The organism is Shewanella sp. AC91-MNA-CIBAN-0169 (assembly GCF_040310165.1).
Taxonomy (GTDB): Bacteria; Pseudomonadota; Gammaproteobacteria; order Enterobacterales; family Shewanellaceae; genus Shewanella.
On the sequence record NZ_JBEOPM010000001.1, the window covers coordinates 65,725 to 84,151 of the forward strand.

The following is an 18,427-nucleotide window of genomic DNA, read 5'->3' on the forward strand; positions in this document are numbered from 1 at the left end:
ACATTTTTCTGAATACATAACTAACCCGCTATGGCTTTAATACTGCTATAGCGGGTTAATTATGTATTGCTCATCAGTAGCTATTAGTTGGTAGCAACAGTCATCATTTATATACCCCGACGCGTTTAACTTAAATCAGTCATATAACGATGGAGTGTCTTCAGTGGGACGGGTTTTAAAACGACGATGAAGCCACATGTATTGAGCTTTGTTACGGCTAATCAGTTGTTCTACAATCTGGTTACCACGAATGGCGTCGTCTGTTTCATTGTCGCCAGGAAAATTCTCTAAAGGCGGCATTATTTCAAGGGTGTAGCCTTTGTCATCACTATTACGTTCAACAAAAAAAGGCACTACATTGGCTTTACCTAATCTTGCCAGTGAGGTTGCGCCAGTAATGGTGGCAGCGTCTGGCACGCCAAAAAAGGGAATAAACACCGCGCTTGAACGGCCAAAATCTTGATCGGCGGTATACCAAATGACATCAGGACTGCGCAGACTGCGGATCATCTGGCGCACATCACGCTTAGGCACTAAGCCTTTGTTTGAACGTAAGCGACCTTTGACTTGTAAGTATTCCATCACCGGATTGTTATGGGGACGATACACGCCAATTCCCGGGGCAAACTGGCCAAATATACGCGCGCCCATTTCAAGTGGTAAACAATGTACCGCAAATAAAATCACCCCTTTGCCATTGTCTAAACTCTGACTAACATGCTCAGTGCCTTTAATGGTCATGTGCTGTTGCACGCGCTCGTTTGACCACCACCATGCGTTAATGGTGTCAAATACCGCTTTACCGGTTTCTTCAAAAGTACGCTCAAGCAGTTGTTGCTTGTCTGCATCACTCATCTCAGGAAAGCATAAATTGATATTTCGCTTAGCGGTATGGGTTCTTCCGCTCGCAACTTTCATGACTAATCGACCAATGCCACGGCCAATTTTCATTTGCCAAGACAGAGGTAATAGTAAGGTTAAACGCATCAAACCGACGCCAAACCATATAGGCCAATGTTTAGGATGATATAAATCAGAAGAAAATTCGGCTTTCTCGACCACGGACAACTCGTCTAGTTCACAAAAAATTATTTGTTATTCTAACTCATATTTAGATGAAAATTAGGTACAATCACGGTTAAATTTTTACAAGACAGCGAATACACTATGAAGGTTTCTCTCCCAGCTTTTGAAAATGCGCGCGTTTTAGTGATTGGCGATGTGATGTTAGATCGCTATTGGGTAGGCCCTACGGGACGCATTTCACCCGAAGCCCCTGTACCTGTTGTTAAAATTAATCAAATTGAAGATAGACCCGGCGGCGCCGCCAACGTGGCATTAAACATTGCAACATTAGGTGGACATGTCCAGTTAGCGGGCATAGTAGGCCAAGATGAAACCGCACAAGCATTAACCCAAGGGGTAAAAGTGTTTGGCGTTGAGCCGCAATGGTTAACGGTAGCAGACAAGCCGACAATTACTAAATTACGAGTATTGTCGCGTAATCAACAGTTAATCCGCTTAGATTTTGAAGAGCAATTTGATAAAGCGACTAGCCAAGCATTATTCGCGCAAAGCGAAGCCATTTTAGACAATGTCGATGTATTGGTATTGTCTGATTATGCCAAAGGCGCCATTGATGAACCTAGGGACTTTATTGCTAAAGCACGAGCCAAAGGGGTAAAGGTATTAGTTGATCCGAAAGGGCATGATTTTGCTCGTTATCACGGAGCTTCATTAATCACGCCAAACATGAGTGAATTTGAAGCGGTTGTCGGTACGGTAACCAGCGAAGATGATTTAATCGAAAAAGCACAGAAACTGATTAAGTTGCACGACTTTGACGCCATTTTAGTGACCCGTTCAGAAAAGGGCATGACGTTAGTGTCGCAAAGCCAACCCGAACTGCACATTCCAACGGTTGCACGTGAAGTTCACGATGTTACGGGAGCAGGTGATACGGTGATTTCTGCTTTGGCGACCTCAATTGCTGCCGGTGCTTCGTTAGCGCAAGCTTGTGCGATAGCCAATACTGCCGCGGGTGTGGTTGTGGGTAAACTAGGCACTTCAACGGTTAGCCGCATTGAGCTGATTCAAGCATTAGCTCTTAACCATGGCGAGTCTGGTTTTGGCGTAATGACCGAAGATCAATTAGCTTATGCAATGGATCAAGCCCGTTTACGCGGTGAGCGCATTGTCATGACCAACGGTTGTTTTGATATTTTACATGCTGGCCATGTGAGCTATTTACAACAAGCCAAAGCCTTAGGTGATCGCCTTATTGTTGCTGTAAATGATGATAGCTCGGTGACGCGCTTAAAAGGCCCTGGACGTCCGGTTAATCCTGTCGACCGTCGTATGGCTGTTTTAGCGGGCTTAGCATCGGTAGACTGGGTAGTCCCTTTCACTGAAGACACACCACAACGTATTATTACGCGATTATTGCCAGATTCTTTAGTCAAAGGCGGCGATTACAAAGTGGAAGATATTGCTGGTGGTGCTGAAGTGATGGCTGCAGGTGGCAAGGTTGAAGTGCTTGGATTTGAAGATGGTGTATCCACTACCGCTATTATTCAAAATATTATGTCACAAAAATAGTTGATGCTTAGATACTGGCAACGGTCATTACTGAAGTTATTAAGCTGTAGCGTTGCTTGCGCGCCGTTATTGGTTGGTCACTTTGTTAATGCCGGCCAGCTTATTACGCCTCAATCTATGACCACAAATCAACTAAAAACCACAACAGTTATGGTTGAAAATGGTTTGGCGAGTGATGACATTCGCCAGGCTTATTTTATCCCAATAGCAACCAAACAAGCGCTAGTATGTTCTTTATCTTCACTGGTAAGGTGTATTGCGTTACTCCCTGCTTCATTACAACAACAAACCGCTTTTTCTGTTGCCAATATTCGCCGCGCCGTTGGGCGTAAAAGTGCGATGGTGCTGGTTGCTGAACATCATATAATAGCAGGGGTTATTGTTGTCAATCCTGCTAACAATATGGCTGAGCAGAGTGGCGCAATTGGTTTAAAAACTTATCAGTTGCCATTAGCCAACCAAATACAATTAACCTTGTGGCATGAAATAGGCCATTTATATAACATTGCACTACAAGGCAGTATTTTACCCTCATCTTTAACTGAGTATCAGCATGAGTGGCTAGCGGATTTGTATCTGTTATGGCGTATTGCGCAGCATTATCAGCAGCTCGATTTAGCGTGGCAACAATTTCATCGCCGAAATCTGGCCCTTATTAACGACAGTGGTAATTTGTCGCATTGGAGCGCGCCTCAACTTCAAATTGTGCTCAATCATTATAATGCCCAACAATTGCAGCATTTTACTCACTATGAGGATTTTTTATCCGCAGTTTATCCATTAATGCCGACGTGGTCGCCGCGTGACATGGGAGAATTTTCTAGCTTAGTGCAGCGTACTTTTAGTGCGGTTCAATCTTTGCCAGGGTACATGTTTTGGCGTCAATCGGAGCTAATTCAAGTGTTGTCGCCGACATTAGAAAGGTTAATGGGTAAGGCTGAGACACAACGTTGGCTGAAAAATCAATTCTTAACCGAAAATAATATGTAAATTTTTGTAACCTGTTTTTATCACCTTCTGCAGCTCATTAAATTGTGATTTTTTATAACCTTTGATTTTAAAGGGTAAATAAATAGTTATCGCGATAATGTTCTGTTTTATCTTGTCTTTCTGGATATTGTACGGTTAAAAATGTTGTAAATTCGCTAATTCTTAGCAGAATTTTCTAGTTTGGTCTGGTAAGCTCTGGCACCAAAATAATTAGAGAGACCAAGTTTATGGCCAAGCGTTCACGAGTTGAAACTGAGTTAACCGTTAACCAAATTTTAGATGAAGCCTTTAAACAAATCCTCACGATTGGTTTTGAGGCGATGTCTTATACCACGCTGTCTGCCGCCACTGGAGTCAGCCGAACGGGTATCAGTCATCACTTTCCGCGTAAAACAGAATTTTTAGTGCGTTTAGATCAGCGTATCGGACAGTTTTTTATTGAAGGATTAGATTTTTCTTCGATATCGGCACTAGAGCAATCATGGGCTGAAGTTATGAAACAACCTGAACGTAAAGCAGTATTACAACTGTTTTTTAGTTTATGTGGCAGTAGTGACGAAAGCATGAAAATACTCAAATCGCTTAATATTGTCATCGAGGCTGCTGTTAGTCATTTTGCTGATGCTGGGCGTAAATGTGTTGAGCAACTTATCGGTAATAGTGCCTTGGCATTATTACAAGATGTGCCAAAGTAACTGATCAAAATTCACGAGTTTGTTACACGTACCAATTTGTTGTAAGCACCAAAAATTTTGGCTATTTAAGTTTTACCCTGTAAGTAACAAATCGGTATTAAAATTGACATTATGATCAATACGATATCGAAGAGACTATTCCATATTGGTATCTGAGCATTCAATAAGTTGAATTACGCAGGTATCGTTATGGAATGGTATTTCGTGAACGATGAACATCGCTCACGTATCTTGGTTTACGCCAGCTTTCTACTTTCATATCTGTCGCACATTTGCTGCGCTTGCTCGTCATCAAAAGCACGTAAGCCGCTTAATACTAATGTTTTGACTCCGCTACCAATCACTTTTCCTTCGCTTTTCAGTTCAAAGGTGAGGGTGACATCGCCACGCTTACCATCAATCGCTAAGTCTTGTTTGATAAGGTGCAAATTGATGGTGCTGAAATCAAAATGGTCTAAATGAAATGACATGCTTTCATAAATCACTAATGGGCGATCAGGGTTAATCATAACCTTGTATTGCTTCATCATCGGCACAAGTACGTGGATAAAGTTCAATCCTGAAAAAGCAACATAACTTTTAATAAATGCCGCTGTTTGAATATCACATTGGCACACTTCACCTTGACGCTCAATATGCAGATATTCTTTGCCTTTGGTGTCGCTAATGCTGAATTTATTGGCCACATTTTTATCGATGTGCAGCTCAACGTTATCACCGACCATGCCGGCAAACTTAAACTGCATGTTTTGGCTTAAGCCGTATTGGGTCAGCACTAGTGCAAATAATAAATCGCCAGGGACACAAAAGCGTTTAGCGCCCACATCGTGTATAGGGTTGAAATCTCCAGCGATTTTTTTGGCGAAGTCACTGGCTTGTTGAGCCGAAATAAACACGCTTTGATCTTGCTTAGTAAAATAAGGTGATAAAAACATAAAGAATAATTCTTATTAGTCAGTTGTCTGCTATCGCACAGCAGCGGTTTGTTACTGATTATGCAGCAATAAACATGCTTTTGGACAACAATATATTAATAAAATAGTTAATTGAGCCAGAGTGTACTTTAAAACATCAATTAAACTCACCCGATGACTAGGCTGTACATCTTTCGCTTCAATTAAAACGTATTTGACTTGAACGAAAATTAATCAGTAAAGAACAACAGACCTAGACTCTAATTACATACCTTTCCATTGCAAATTATTCAAGGGGTATCCACCAAACCACTTTGGCTCATCGAGTACGAAATGAGAGGTGATATTTTCGATGCCTAAATCTGCTTGTAAAAGCTCATCACAAAAGTCATTAAATTCTTCAATAGAAGTGCAAATGACAAAAGCGATATAATCAATTCCACCATTCACTCTTAAGCAGTCGACTATTTGAGGGTATTTTTTTGCAGAACGCTCGAAAATAGAGCAGTTTTGGTAGGTGTTACTCTTTAGCTTGATATTGATATAGGCTTTTACATTAACGCAGAGTTTATTGATATCTAAAGCCATAACATACTGTAATATATAGCCACAATCTTCCATCGCTTTTACTCGTTGCAGGCATGCGCTGGGTGACAAACCTACCCGTTCAGATAATTCGTTATTACTAATTCGAGAGTTATTCTGTAGTTCAATAAGAATATTTCGATTTATTTTATCCAGTTTGACAGGTTTTTTTATCATTCATCTTGTCCTTTTATGCCTTGCAAAAGAATAACCTGATTTGTAGGCATTATTCACCAAATAACTCAAAATAGTTAACATATTTCCGATTAAAATTTTTAATAAATATATGATAATTATTAAATTATGATTTTCTGGAGAGTATAGGTGATACATAACCCAAAAGTAAAAATATACACTGACATTGGCGACCTCATCGTTACTCTATACGCTGATAAAGCACCAGTAACAGTCAGTAACTTCTTAAATTATGTCCAACAAAAACGATTTAATGACTCGACGATATTTCGAATTGTCACTGAAAGTAATGCTGAGCAGCCTGAAGATGCCAATACAAAAATTCAAGTGATCCAAGCAGGATTACCGCCCGAACATCCCTTACTTTTACCGCCGATAATCCATGAGTCAACAAAAGATTCTGGGCTTTCACATACTCATGGCACCATCTCGATGGCGAGATTTGAACCGGGTAGTGCTGATGGTAGCTTCTTTTTCTGTATTGGCGATCAATTAGAACTTGATTATGGTGGTAAACGTTATAGTGACGGCCTTGGTTTCGCTGCTTTTGGCCGAATTACTGACGGGATAGACGCGTTAACAAGTATTTTTGAACAGGCAGAGCCACAAGAGTATCTTAAGAATGAAATTACTATAAAATCAATAGCCTTGATTTGATTTCAAGGCTATTTCGTTTATGAGATAGCCTTATTTTGATTGGTAAGCTAGAGGGATCATTAATATAAAACACGCAACAAAACAGATAGATCCCATTACATTTACCCCTAAGTAGCTAAAGTCTAACATAATTTTACTTGCCACAATCGGACCAACAATGTAACCAACACCAACCCAAGTTTGGGCTGCAGTAATATATTTTCCTGAGTGGTCGGCATCTGAAATAATCGCAAAAGTTCTTGCGCCAACAATACTCCAAAAGAAGCTGAATATACTTAACAAAGCTAAATATTTAAATTCACTGACGTCAAAAGACACAGCAATCAAACAAGCACTCATCAACACAATAGAGAGTAGTAACAACAAGGTGCTCTTGCCTTTAATATTTAACCAAGCAAAAAATAGCGCCCCCAATAAGCCCGCTATCATAGCAAGGGCGAGTGCTTGAGAAACATAGTCTAAAGATAATCCTGCATCCGTACCTACAAAGGAAATGTAACTCCACGTACCGCCTATACCGATGTAAAAACAAAATAAACCAGCAAGTGCGATAAGAAAGTATCGCGTGGGAATTGTGTTTATAGCGCCATCATTTGTAAGCTTACTTTTGTAGCTTTGACTGTTTTTGGGTAAATTGTTGATGACAAATAATGGTGTTAAATAAAATATTGCCATGGCGACAAATACCCCCTGTAGCCCAGCAAATTGATAAATAGGTGCAACAGCTACCAGCCCGAGTGCTTGCACGGCAACGACTACCGCGGTATAAAATCCAAACCAACGATTTGGGTTAGTCGTCATACCGATTGAAGTGATGCCAACGGCCACGAGTAAACCTTCACCAATGCCTGCAATAACTCGAATGAGGCACAACACCAAAAAATCACCGGTATAGGCTGATGCCAAATTTGCACAGCAACTCAGTAATACTCCGGCAATGACGATATTCCTGAAATTAAGCTTTGAAACAAATGTTGAAAATACGAGGGTAGCCACCACGATACCCATCGCATCGGTAGCGGCTAAATACCCCACTTGCACATTTGTCAGCTTCATTGTTAATGCAATAACTTCTAAATATACAGGTAAAAATAATAATACTAAGTAACCAATTGGAGCGGTTAATAAGCCTGCTAAACCAAATGCAAAATCTTTGGTTTTATGAATTGGTAATGTAGACATATAATCCTTTTGTTTTTAGAAGTCTTAATATTCAATAAAGTTACTGATTATATTGGTATATTTCTATAGCTTCCTGTTCGGAAATAAATCCATTTACAATATCTTTAGTGATAGATTGTGCTGAACGTTTTAATGGGTCTCCCCAACCGCCACCATTGCCAGTGACTAAGCGTATTAAGTCACCTTTCTCTAAAGGATATCGGCTTTTTCGACTGAATCTAGCTTTTTCATTGCCATCACAATCAATAATCGCGATATAGTTACAAGAACCGTTCTGGCCACCATTGGTTCCCCATGTTGGTGTGATCCCTCGACCAAAAAAGCTCGAAATATCAGCTCCATCACCTAATACGCGATACTCGAGAATAACCCCTTTACCACCGCGAAATTCACCACAACCAGCACTATCTGGATTAAATTCATAGCGCTCAACGCGAACACCATAACGCTCTTCAGTGATCTCTATGGGTATATTGCTCGTTTCGCCATTGCCAACACAGAACTGACCAGACTCACCATCTTTGATGATATTTGCTCCCCAACCACCGACTAATGGTTCAACCAACAAAAATGGTTCTTTTGTCAGAGGATTAATTCCCGATAAGCTTATTGTGCACACAGAGCCAAATTGACCTGCAGTTAATACATCTGGAATGGCAGAGGAGAGTGCTTTACGGATCACATCCGCCGCACAAACCATTGACTCAAAATAGGATGAAACAGGAGCAGGGCGCTGGGCTGTTAATATTGTGCCCTCTGGACACTCTACTCTAAGACGTCTAAAGCAACCGTCAGTAGCCGCTGCATTGGGCTTTACAACGCCCATAAATACTTCTCTCGCTGCCGAAACAAGCACACCCATAGTGCAATTAATTGGCCCAAGTGCTTGTTTTGACGAACCTGTAAAATCACAAATAAACTCTTCATCAGTGATGGTGACTTTGACTTTAATGACAAAGGGGCCGTGTCCCATACCATCTTCGTCGATAATGTCTTCAGCATAAAAGTCGCCTTTGGGTAACGTTTTAAACTTTTCAAACACCATGGTATCGCCGTGATCTAATAGTTTATCAATTGCTGTTAATGTTGTTTCTTGTCCATATTTTTCTATCAAAGATAAAAAGCGCTGCTCACCTACTTTTAATGATGCCGCACAGGCTTTTAAATCACCCAAGGTCATTTCCGGTAAGCGCACATTTGCTTCAATCAAATCTAACAGCGATTGATTTGCAATGCCTTTTTCATACACTTTGATACCCGGGAACTGAAGGCCTTCTTGGTAAATAGAGCTTGCATCAGCACTGTAGCTTCCAGGGTCTTTGCCGCCAACTTCAGTCCAATGCGCTTTATTTGCCGTCCATGCAACCAATGTATGCTGATAAAATATAGGACGGATCATACACACATCGGATAAATGAGTGCCTCCGCCTGAGTAAGGGTCATTTAAGATGAATACATCATCGGCATAAATATTATTGGCATCAAACTTTTCAATGATGCGCTGCACTGCAGCGTCGAGTGTTCCTATAAAACCCGGAATACCGTTACCTTGTGATATTAATCGCCCTTGGGCATCTGTTACCCCAATTCCATAATCTAATGATTCATAAATAATGGGGCTTTTACTGCTGCGCTTCAACGCTAAAAACATTTCTTCGCCAATCGCGATTAAGGCATTTTTAATGATTTCTATAGTAAAAATATCAACAGATTTAGGCTGCTGAGGTTCCTTGTTGGCTTGAATTATTGTCATGTTTAAAGTCCTTTAACTTAATACGTTAAGTGGATATGTATGCCACCAAAAGCATCTATTTCTACTTTGTTGTCGGGCAGAATGACTGTCGTAGTCGTTGGTTCTTCAATAATGGCTGGCCCTGAGAATTTCATACCGTGAGTCAATAATTCACGATTATAAAGAGGGGTGTTGTGGGTTCCCAATTCATCGAAATCGACATCGCGTTGGCCAATAATCGCAGTAGAGGCATCTGCACTTTCGCTTTTTGCTACTGGGGTAATTTCAGCTTTATCTAATAGACCAAATGCAACCAAATGAATGTTGACAATTTCTATCGCTGAATCTTCAAGATTGAAGGTATATTCTTGCTCGTGAGCTTGATGGAAACGTTGGGATAAAGTATCAATAAATTCTTTATTTTCGAGCGTTAACCCTGGAACAGGTATTTTTACGGTATGTTCTTGGCCATGATAACGAGCATCAACATAAAGCTCTAACATCACTTTATCTTCACTAAAACCATCTTCTTTGTAGTCTGCTAATGCATTGGTTATCACGCCATCAAAAGCTTTACCAATGTCTGTTTTGCTATCATGGGTAATACTGATTTTATGGGTGTGAATGTAATCTCGACGTAAATCAAGCATCAGCATTCCCCATGCTGAAAACACCCCAGCAAAGGGCGGAATAATGACCTTTCGAACATTAAGTTCTTTTGCTAGCGCAGTGGCGTGTAAAGCCCCGCCGCCGCCGAATGCCATCAGTGAAAAGTCGCGTGGATCAAAACCTCTGTTTACCGAAATAAGCTTAAGAGCATTAACCATGTTTGAATTTGCAATTTTCAATACTCCATGTGCAATTTCCATGGCGGTGACACCAAGCGTATCACCGAGCTTTTTGAAGGCGTTATGCACAGCTTGTTGAGCAGGTTTGATTTCTCCACCCGCAAAGTTGTCGGGATTAATTCGTCCCGTATAAAGATTGGCATCTGTTGTCGTAGGTTCTGTACCATTACGACCATAAGCCACAGGTCCAGGCGTTGAACCGGCACTTTTTGGCCCGACATGTAAACTACCTGCAGCATCTATCCAGGCAATACTGCCCCCACCATTACCTATTTCAACGATATCAATGACGGGGGTTTTTATGGGATAACCTGCTGTGCTCTGTGTTTTCTCGAGCATATATTCGGTGGTGATCCGCGTCTCACCTTGGTTAATGAGTGAGCATTTTGCTGTTGTACCTCCAATATCTAAAGCTAGCAGGTTTTCGTCACCGATAACTTTACCGTATGCTACAGCGCCTAAAATCCCGCCTACAGGGCCTGACTCTACAAGTGTAATAGGATTTTTACAGGCGGCCTTTAAGGTTGCAATACCGCCATTTGACTGCATGATGTAAGGTGCATTTTTTAATCCCTTTTCGGCGAGTTTTTCATTCAGTTTATTTAAGTATTGCTGAGCGGGTGGGAGCACATATGCTGATAATACTGTGGTGTTCGTTCGCTCATATTCTCTCCACTCCGATGAAATTTCATAAGAGGCAATAACATCCACTTCAGGCCAGTATTTTTGGATCGCTATTACGGCTGCTTTTTCATGCTCATTATTCAAATAAGAATGTAAAAAACACACCGCAATAGCCTGAATATCTAGGGATTTAAAGTACGTTAAGATCTCTGGTAATAATGAGAGATCAAGCGGCGTTATTTCTCGGCCTAAATGGTCTAAGCGTCCGGGGAGTTCTCTGCGTAAATGGCGCTCAACAAAAGGCGTTGGTTTTTGATAGCAATTGTTAAAAATATCAGGGGTGTTACCCCGGGCTATTTCTAACACATCGCGAAATCCTTGAGTGGTAATTAACGCTGTTTTCACGCCTTTACGCTCGGTAATCGCGTTGATAACCACGGTTGAACCGTGTGCAAAAAAGTCGACATCGGCTAACGATATATTTGCTTTATCAACAGTATTGATCACCCCTTGCTCAAAATTAGGTGGGGTAGTATCACTTTTAACCGCTTTTACTGTGCCTTGTTCAATGTAAACAAGATCAGTAAACGTACCACCGACATCAGTCGCAACTCTAATCGTCATAATAATCTCTTTAAATAAATCAGAAAGGGTCGCCATATACATGGGCGACCCTAAAACCTAGAATGAATACTTAGCTTGAACCCCAACTTGTCGAGGGCTGTTTTGCATGCGAATTAATGGGTTATATAGGAATACTGTTTCTGGAGATTGCTCATCTAAGATATTGTTGGCAAACAATGAAACTGACCACGACTCATTATTGATGGTGAAATTAGCGTTGAGGTAGGTGTGAGAGTCTGTTTCTCCGGTATCATCATTGTAGATATCAAAGCTTCTTGGCCCGACAGTGTTAAATGCTAAGCGTGAGCTTAGTAACCAGTCTTTATGTAATTCAGTGTAATGAGTAATAGAGCCATTAAAGTTAAACTTAGAGACGTAAGGCATTGTACCACCTTCAGTTTCTTGTAAATCACGCCCTGATAAGATGTCAGTTCCTTTATTTTCAGTTATTTCGTTATCAATATAACCAGCCCCAAAAGACACTTTAATGTCTTCAGTCACATTGGCAGATAACTCTAGTTCTAATCCATTAATGATCACTTCATCGATATTTAAGTTTTCTAGGGTGAAAGTAGACGGGTTTAAACGCGTAAACTGAGCATCTTGCTGAACAATTCTAAAGGCCGCTAGATTTAACCAAATGGTGTCATCAAGCCAAGTTGTTTTAGAGCCAATTTCAATTGTGTCGGACACTTCTTTATCATATTGACGATTGACGGTAGGTGAGTATTCATTAAAACCACCACTTCTGAAGCCTTTTGAATAGGTGGTGTAAAGTAAAACATCGGGCGTATATTGCCAAGCAAGTGAGGCTTTAGGTTGGAGTTGGCTATAGGTTTGTTCGGCTTTTGATGCCGCTTTATCGCGTTCATCATATGCTTCGCGTGTTTCTGAGTCATACCTTAATGCAAATGTTAACTCTAAATCATCGGTAATATCATAATTACCTTGCCCAAAAAAGGCATAGGCGTAACTGTCTAGGACTGTTTTTTCACCTTCTAATACCAGAGAAGGATCTGAAGCCATTAGTGCTTTTACATCATTGTAGGTCACAAGTTCTGTTGGTGTGACATCAATAACCTGGTCATATGAAACATACCTGTCTTTTGTTTCTGCAAAACTGCCTAAGGCCCAACTAAATCCATCGTTGCTCTCTGAGACAAATCTCACTTCGAGATTCTCTGAACTTTCTTTTATCGGGTTGATTTGTGTTATTGGGAAATAAAAGTTTTCCTCGCTTGCGTCGGAGTGAGTAAAATCACCATCAGCAAAAAACTCAATATCTGAATCATTTGCAGAAAGCACTACCACCAATTTACCTAGGTCAAATTGACTTTCCAGTTTAGAGGATAAAAACCACATTTCTGAAATATCTTCACCGATTGCATTGCTATCGTTTTCAATACTAAAATTTTCTAACTCGTCGGCGGAAATCCTCGCCATATAATTACTACCCTGTCTACTGTTGGAGTAGTTACCTCGAAAAGTGATATCTGTATCGTCAGTCATCAAATAGTGAAGCATTCCTTGGAAGCCATATGCGCTGTCAACAAAGTCGACATCTTCGTTGAAGTGAGCATTATCTATTTGCCCATCACTGTCGCGATAGTTTGCAGATATACGGTAATAAAGTTTGTCTTCAATGACAGCGCCACTCAAGGCTGAATTTAGCTTAACTTCATTCCCTTCGGCATATGATGCCTGTACTGAACCTTCAGTTTCATCGGTTGGGGCTTTAGTGATGATATTAACCGCTCCACCGATAGCATTTTTTCCATAGAGTGCCCCTTGAGGGCCTCTTAGTACTTCAATGCGTTCAATGTTATGCAATCCCTGGTTTATAAATTCTAAATTGGGTACGGTCACTCCATCAACCACATAGGCAATTGGAGCTTCGCCTACTTGAGGAGTTATTAGGCCACGAACGGTGATGAAATTTAAACCAGATCGAAAGTTTTTAGATACATCAAGATTAGGTGTCAGGGCGGCAAAGTCTTTGATTGTTTCTATTCTTGCTTGGGCAACTTCAGAAGCATTTATGACAGTGACTGAGTCTGGGATTTGTTGCAGTGTTTCCACTCGCCCGCGAGAAGTCACAACGATCTTTTCCATTTCGGCATTCTCTGCCTCCTGCGCATAAGCATGGTTTGTGACAACCAATGAATTTGCAATGGCGAGTGCGAGTGTCGTCTGAAAAAAAAGCTTACTTCTGCTCATACTTTTCCCCTGTAATATTATTATCGCTTTCTAATTTTCGTTAACTATAACCTAACGTGTTTTTAACAAAAAAATTACGATGATTAAGTAGTTGAAACAAAAATAATTGCTTAATTTTGTATTGAAAACGAATTATATGTTTTGAACATTCAGGGTGTTTTATTGAATTTATCGTGAATACAAACTGTTGAGTTGGATTTTGACTTTGATAACGTTAATTAAAATTCAAGCTGACAACAGTAAGGTCGAACAGTAAATTAACATCAATTTGATTATGTCAAATTCTGTCGGTGGGAATGATTTGTCGATTATTAATATCGTCTTATCTGAGGGGGCAAGGCAAATTTTACCAAAATAAGAAATTATGTTTACCGTGTTTTTTAATGCTGTACATGGCTTTATCGGCTTGCTCACAAACATTAGTGAACTCGTCTAATTCATCAAATAAGCTGATGCCAATACTGAGGCCTACTTTAATGCTTTCACCCTCCAATTCGATAGGATGTTGATAGTGTGACAGCAAGGTTTTAGCCAATGCTGTTAATCGTTCCACATCATTGCAATGAACTAAAATGACAAACTCATCACCACCAAAACGTGCCACATGATGAAGTGGGTTTTGTGTTGAGTCTACAGTGCTAAACAGTTGATCGCATATTTGCGCAATATCGTTGGCAATATGGATTAATAAACTATCGCCATATCGATGGCCTAAATGATCATTAATAATTTTAAAGCCGTCTAAATCGATAAAACATAACGCGCCATGATGTGTACTGTGAGTGCTTTTTCCTTGTTCAAAGGCAGCAATGAGTGCATTTCGATTGAGTAAATTAGTTAACGGATCACGATGAGCTAGTTTGGCTAAGTCTTGTTCGTAGCGCTTTTCTTGAGTGACATCAATATGAGTGCCCATAATACGAAGCGGTTCACCGTTAATACCATATTCAATAATACGCCCACGGTCAGACACCCAAGCCACAGTGCCATCTTTGTGCACCATGCGATGCACGGCTTGATAAATTTCAGCATTACCGGCTACATGACTTTCAAAGGCTTGTATCACCCAGTCTTTGTCTTCCGGGTGGAGATTATTTTTCCAGCTGCTGATATGGGCCGGTAACTCTTCACGGGTAAAACCGAGCAGATGGCCCCACTGTTGATTAAAAATAGTCAGGTTTCCGCTGGGAATATGTTGCTCCCATAGACATAAACCAGTGCCATCAAGCGTAGCGTTGAGTTGCTCGTTTACTCGTTTATTGAGCAATGTAAGCCGATTATTCTCGTATTCTAGTCGCTTGATTTTCTGCTTATGCTGCTCTAGTTCAAGCTGTAATTGAGCAATAATATCCTGCTGTTCCATGAATAACTGAAAATCCTTTAAGTCCAATGGACCCAGTTTAGCGGGTTATTAAACAAAAAAACACCAGCATTGATTGCTGGTGTTTTGTTTGCCACAAGTTGATTTATAAGGCTTTAAGGATTGCTTCTACACTGTCCTTCGCATCGCCAAACAACATTTGGGTATTGTCTTTAAAGAACAATGGATTTTGTACACCGGCATAACCTGTGTTCATTGAACGTTTAAAGCCAATCACGTTTTGCGCTTTCCACACTTCTAACACCGGCATGCCAGCAATAGGGCTCGTTGGATCTTCCATCGCCGCTGGGTTAACCGTATCGTTAGCGCCAATGACGAGCACGGTATCAGTACTGCTAAAGTCTTCGTTGATTTCGTCCATTTCTAACACGATATCGTAAGGCACTTTAGCTTCTGCCAATAGTACGTTCATGTGGCCAGGTAAACGCCCTGCAACAGGGTGAATACCAAAGCGAACTTTTATCCCCAACGCGCGCAGCTTTTTAGTGATTTCAGCTACTGGATATTGCGCTTGAGCCACCGCCATACCATAACCTGGGGTGATGATGACTGAGTCTGACGCTTTTAGCATATCAGCGACATCTTCTGCGGTTGTTTCGCGGTATTCGCCCACAGTGTCATCGCCAGTTGATACTGCAGCATCGTTACCAAAACCACCGGCAATAACAGAAATGAACGAGCGGTTCATGGCTTTACACATAATGTAAGACAGAATCGCACCCGATGAGCCCACAAGCGCACCAACAACAATAAGAAGGTCATTAGATAACATGAAACCTGCTGCTGCCGCTGCCCAGCCTGAATATGAGTTCAGCATTGAAACCACAACTGGCATGTCTGCGCCGCCAATTGATGCGACTAAATGCCAACCAAATGCAAACGCGATTAAGGTCATCAAGATGATTGGTGTCACTGCACCACCCGCCTGAACGAATATCACCATTAGAATAAACGACACCACAACGGCCAATAAATTTAATTTATGACGATGAGGTAGCATAAGTGCTTTTGATGAAACCAAACCACGTAGCTTAGCAAACGCCACAATAGAGCCTGTGAAGGTGACTGCACCAATAAAGATGCCTAAAAATACTTCCACTAAGTGAATGTTAAGCATGGCACCGGTTAGATGCTCAGTTTGTTGGGCTTTGCTTGCTTCAGCAAATGCAGCTTTTGCGGTTTCTAGGGTGGTGTTGAGGTCTTGCCCCATGACCACGACAATTTCAGACACTTCGTGTGGTTGGATATCAATAAAGCTATTAAAGCCCACTAATACCGCAGCTAGACCCACAAAGCTGTGCAAAATCGCGACTAGCTCTGGCATTTCAGTCATTTCGACTTTTAATGCTAAGCGAATACCAATCGATCCACCAATGACCATGGCGAGAATAATCCATTCTACGCCGCTTGTAGCAGGATTGAGTATGGTTGCAATAAGCGCAATTGCCATACCAATAATGCCAAATAAATTACCATTTTTAGCAGTTTCTTGTTTTGATAACCCAGCTAAACTGAGAATAAAAAACACCGCGGCAATGATATAAGATGCTGTAACCAGTCCTTGAGACACGATATGACTCCTTAATCTTTACGGAACATCTTCAGCATGCGCTGAGTGACGGTAAACCCGCCAAAGATGTTAATACTGGCAATAAGCACCGCGACAAACGCAAGCGCCGTGACTAATGCTGAACCCTGGCCTATTTGCAATAACGCCCCGACCACAATAATGCCTGAAATAGCATTAGTGACCGACATTAACGGCGTATGCAATGAGTGCGACACATTCCACACCACGTAATACCCCACCACACACGATAGGATGAACACGGTGAAATGCGATAAGAACTCAGCGGGCGCAACTGACGCCACTGCAGCAAAACCGGCTAGACCTAACACAGCTAAAATGTATTTAAGTTTTGACGGTACTTTGTCAACTTTGGCCGCTTTTGGCTCGATACTCGCTGCTGGTTTTTGCGGTGCCGCAGACACTGAAATTGCCGGTGGTGGGAAAGTAATTTCGCCGCCACGAGTCACGGTCATGTTGCGCATGACCACATCATCAAAATCGAGCACTGCATTGCCGTCTTTGGCTTTACACATTAACTTCATCAAGTTGACTAAGTTGGTGCCATAAAGTTGTGACGATTGCGCCGGTAAACGACCGGGTAAGTCGGTATAACCCAATACTTTTACGCTGTTTTCTGTAATAAAACGTTCGCCAGTGACGGTGTATTCACAGTTACCGCCAGTTGCTGCTGCTAAATCGACAATCACTGAGCCCGGTTTCATGGTATCGACCATGTCTTTGGTGATCAGCTTTGGCGCAGGACGACCAGGAATTAATGCGGTGGTAATGATGATGTCGACGTCTTTGGCTTGTTCGGCAAACAGTGCCATTTCAGCAGCAATAAACTCTTCTGACATGGTTTTAGCATAGCCGTCAGACGAGCCGCCTTCATTGTTTTCAAATTCAAGCTTTAAGAAGCTACCGCCCATTGACTCAATTTGCTCAGCCACTTCAAGGCGAGTATCAAATGCGCGCACTATGGCCCCTAGCGAGCCCGCAGTGCCAATAGCAGCAAGTCCGGCTACACCTGCGCCAATAACCAACACTTTGGCTGGTGGCACTTTACCTGCTGCAGTAATTTGCCCGGTAAAGAAACGACCAAATTCGTGGGCAGCTTCGATCACTGCGCGATAACCACCAATGTTGGCCATCGATGATAAGGCATCGAGTGATTGGGCGCGTGAGATGCGTGGCACCATGTCCATCGCCATCACGGTAATATTGTGACTTGATAGCTTTTCAACAAGCTCAGGGTTTTGGGCTGGCCAAATAAAACTCACCAACGTTGTGCCTGGTTTCATTTTGGCAATTTCGTCATCGGACGGTGCATTCACTTTAAAAATAAAGTCAGCGTCGTATACATTGTCGACCACATCCGCCCCAGCGGCTTCAAATGCAGCATTATCAAAGCTCGACTTCACACCTGCCTGTGCTTCAATTGCCACACTAAAGCCGAGTTTTATTAGCTGTACCACAGTGGCTGGAGTCGCGGCGACTCGAGTTTCACCTTCGATACTTTCTCTCGGTATTCCAATCTGCATGACTGTTTCCTGATGGTTAATAAAAAGACCGTCTATTGTTGTTCCCCATCAATAGACCATTCCGTTTGAGTATT

General features: G+C 41.6%; 14 protein-coding genes. 4 read left to right on the forward strand and 10 right to left on the reverse strand.

Going from position 1 to position 18,427, the window contains the following annotated elements:
• Positions 1-135: 135 nt before the first annotated feature.
• Entirely contained in the window at positions 136-1,062 is a 927-nt protein-coding gene (gene lpxL, locus AAEY98_RS00330) for an LpxL/LpxP family Kdo(2)-lipid IV(A) lauroyl/palmitoleoyl acyltransferase (RefSeq protein ID WP_335690720.1), read from the reverse strand.
• Between the two features lie 105 nt (positions 1,063-1,167).
• Here lpxL and hldE point away from each other — a divergent pair, with 105 nt between their 5' ends.
• The 3 genes from hldE (at position 1,168) to AAEY98_RS00345 (ending at position 4,283) form a co-directional block, all read left to right on the forward strand.
• Positions 1,168-2,598, forward strand: a complete 1,431-nt coding sequence (gene hldE / locus AAEY98_RS00335; RefSeq protein WP_192115481.1) for a bifunctional D-glycero-beta-D-manno-heptose-7-phosphate kinase/D-glycero-beta-D-manno-heptose 1-phosphate adenylyltransferase HldE — start codon at positions 1,168-1,170, stop codon at positions 2,596-2,598.
• A 3-nt stretch (positions 2,599-2,601) separates the two neighbouring features.
• Positions 2,602-3,588 (forward strand): hypothetical protein, encoded by a 987-nt coding sequence (locus AAEY98_RS00340; protein WP_351014434.1) that lies wholly within the window; start codon positions 2,602-2,604, stop codon positions 3,586-3,588.
• A gap of 227 nt (positions 3,589-3,815) precedes the next feature.
• Entirely contained in the window at positions 3,816-4,283 is a 468-nt protein-coding gene (locus AAEY98_RS00345; RefSeq protein WP_162022321.1) for a TetR/AcrR family transcriptional regulator, read from the forward strand.
• Between the two features lie 236 nt (positions 4,284-4,519).
• Here the strand turns inward: AAEY98_RS00345 and AAEY98_RS00350 are convergent, their stop codons facing one another.
• Both AAEY98_RS00350 and AAEY98_RS00355 read right to left on the reverse strand, forming a co-directional pair.
• Positions 4,520-5,218, reverse strand: a complete 699-nt coding sequence (locus AAEY98_RS00350) for a DUF3581 domain-containing protein (RefSeq protein ID WP_351014436.1) — start codon at positions 5,216-5,218, stop codon at positions 4,520-4,522.
• A 243-nt stretch (positions 5,219-5,461) separates the two neighbouring features.
• Positions 5,462-5,959 (reverse strand): Lrp/AsnC family transcriptional regulator, encoded by a 498-nt coding sequence (locus AAEY98_RS00355; RefSeq protein ID WP_174839627.1) that lies wholly within the window; start codon positions 5,957-5,959, stop codon positions 5,462-5,464.
• 147 nt (positions 5,960-6,106) lie between these two features.
• On the opposite strand from AAEY98_RS00355, the gene AAEY98_RS00360 reads away from it, so the two are divergent.
• Entirely contained in the window at positions 6,107-6,634 is a 528-nt protein-coding gene (locus AAEY98_RS00360; protein ID WP_335690727.1) for a peptidylprolyl isomerase, read from the forward strand.
• A 30-nt stretch (positions 6,635-6,664) separates the two neighbouring features.
• On the opposite strand, the gene AAEY98_RS00365 is transcribed toward AAEY98_RS00360, so the two are convergent.
• From AAEY98_RS00365 to AAEY98_RS00395, 7 genes are all read right to left on the reverse strand, one after another.
• Positions 6,665-7,816: an MFS transporter gene (locus AAEY98_RS00365; RefSeq protein ID WP_335690729.1), complete on the reverse strand. Its 1,152-nt coding sequence runs from the start codon at positions 7,814-7,816 to the stop codon at positions 6,665-6,667.
• A gap of 40 nt (positions 7,817-7,856) precedes the next feature.
• Positions 7,857-9,569 (reverse strand): hydantoinase B/oxoprolinase family protein, encoded by a 1,713-nt coding sequence (locus tag AAEY98_RS00370; RefSeq protein ID WP_101086081.1) that lies wholly within the window; start codon positions 9,567-9,569, stop codon positions 7,857-7,859.
• Positions 9,570-9,586: 17 nt separating this feature from the next.
• Entirely contained in the window at positions 9,587-11,644 is a 2,058-nt protein-coding gene (locus AAEY98_RS00375) for a hydantoinase/oxoprolinase family protein (RefSeq protein ID WP_101086316.1), read from the reverse strand.
• A gap of 57 nt (positions 11,645-11,701) precedes the next feature.
• Entirely contained in the window at positions 11,702-13,861 is a 2,160-nt protein-coding gene (locus AAEY98_RS00380; protein ID WP_351014440.1) for a TonB-dependent receptor, read from the reverse strand.
• 346 nt (positions 13,862-14,207) lie between these two features.
• Positions 14,208-15,224, reverse strand: a complete 1,017-nt coding sequence (locus AAEY98_RS00385; RefSeq protein ID WP_351014442.1) for a diguanylate cyclase domain-containing protein — start codon at positions 15,222-15,224, stop codon at positions 14,208-14,210.
• Positions 15,225-15,327: 103 nt separating this feature from the next.
• The gene (gene pntB, locus AAEY98_RS00390; protein ID WP_101086078.1) at positions 15,328-16,812 is read right to left on the reverse strand and encodes a Re/Si-specific NAD(P)(+) transhydrogenase subunit beta; all 1,485 of its coding nucleotides are present in this window, start codon (positions 16,810-16,812) and stop codon (positions 15,328-15,330) included.
• An 11-nt stretch (positions 16,813-16,823) separates the two neighbouring features.
• Positions 16,824-18,353, reverse strand: coding sequence for a Re/Si-specific NAD(P)(+) transhydrogenase subunit alpha (locus AAEY98_RS00395; RefSeq protein ID WP_351014444.1), 1,530 nt, complete (start codon positions 18,351-18,353; stop codon positions 16,824-16,826).
• Positions 18,354-18,427 lie beyond the last annotated feature (74 nt).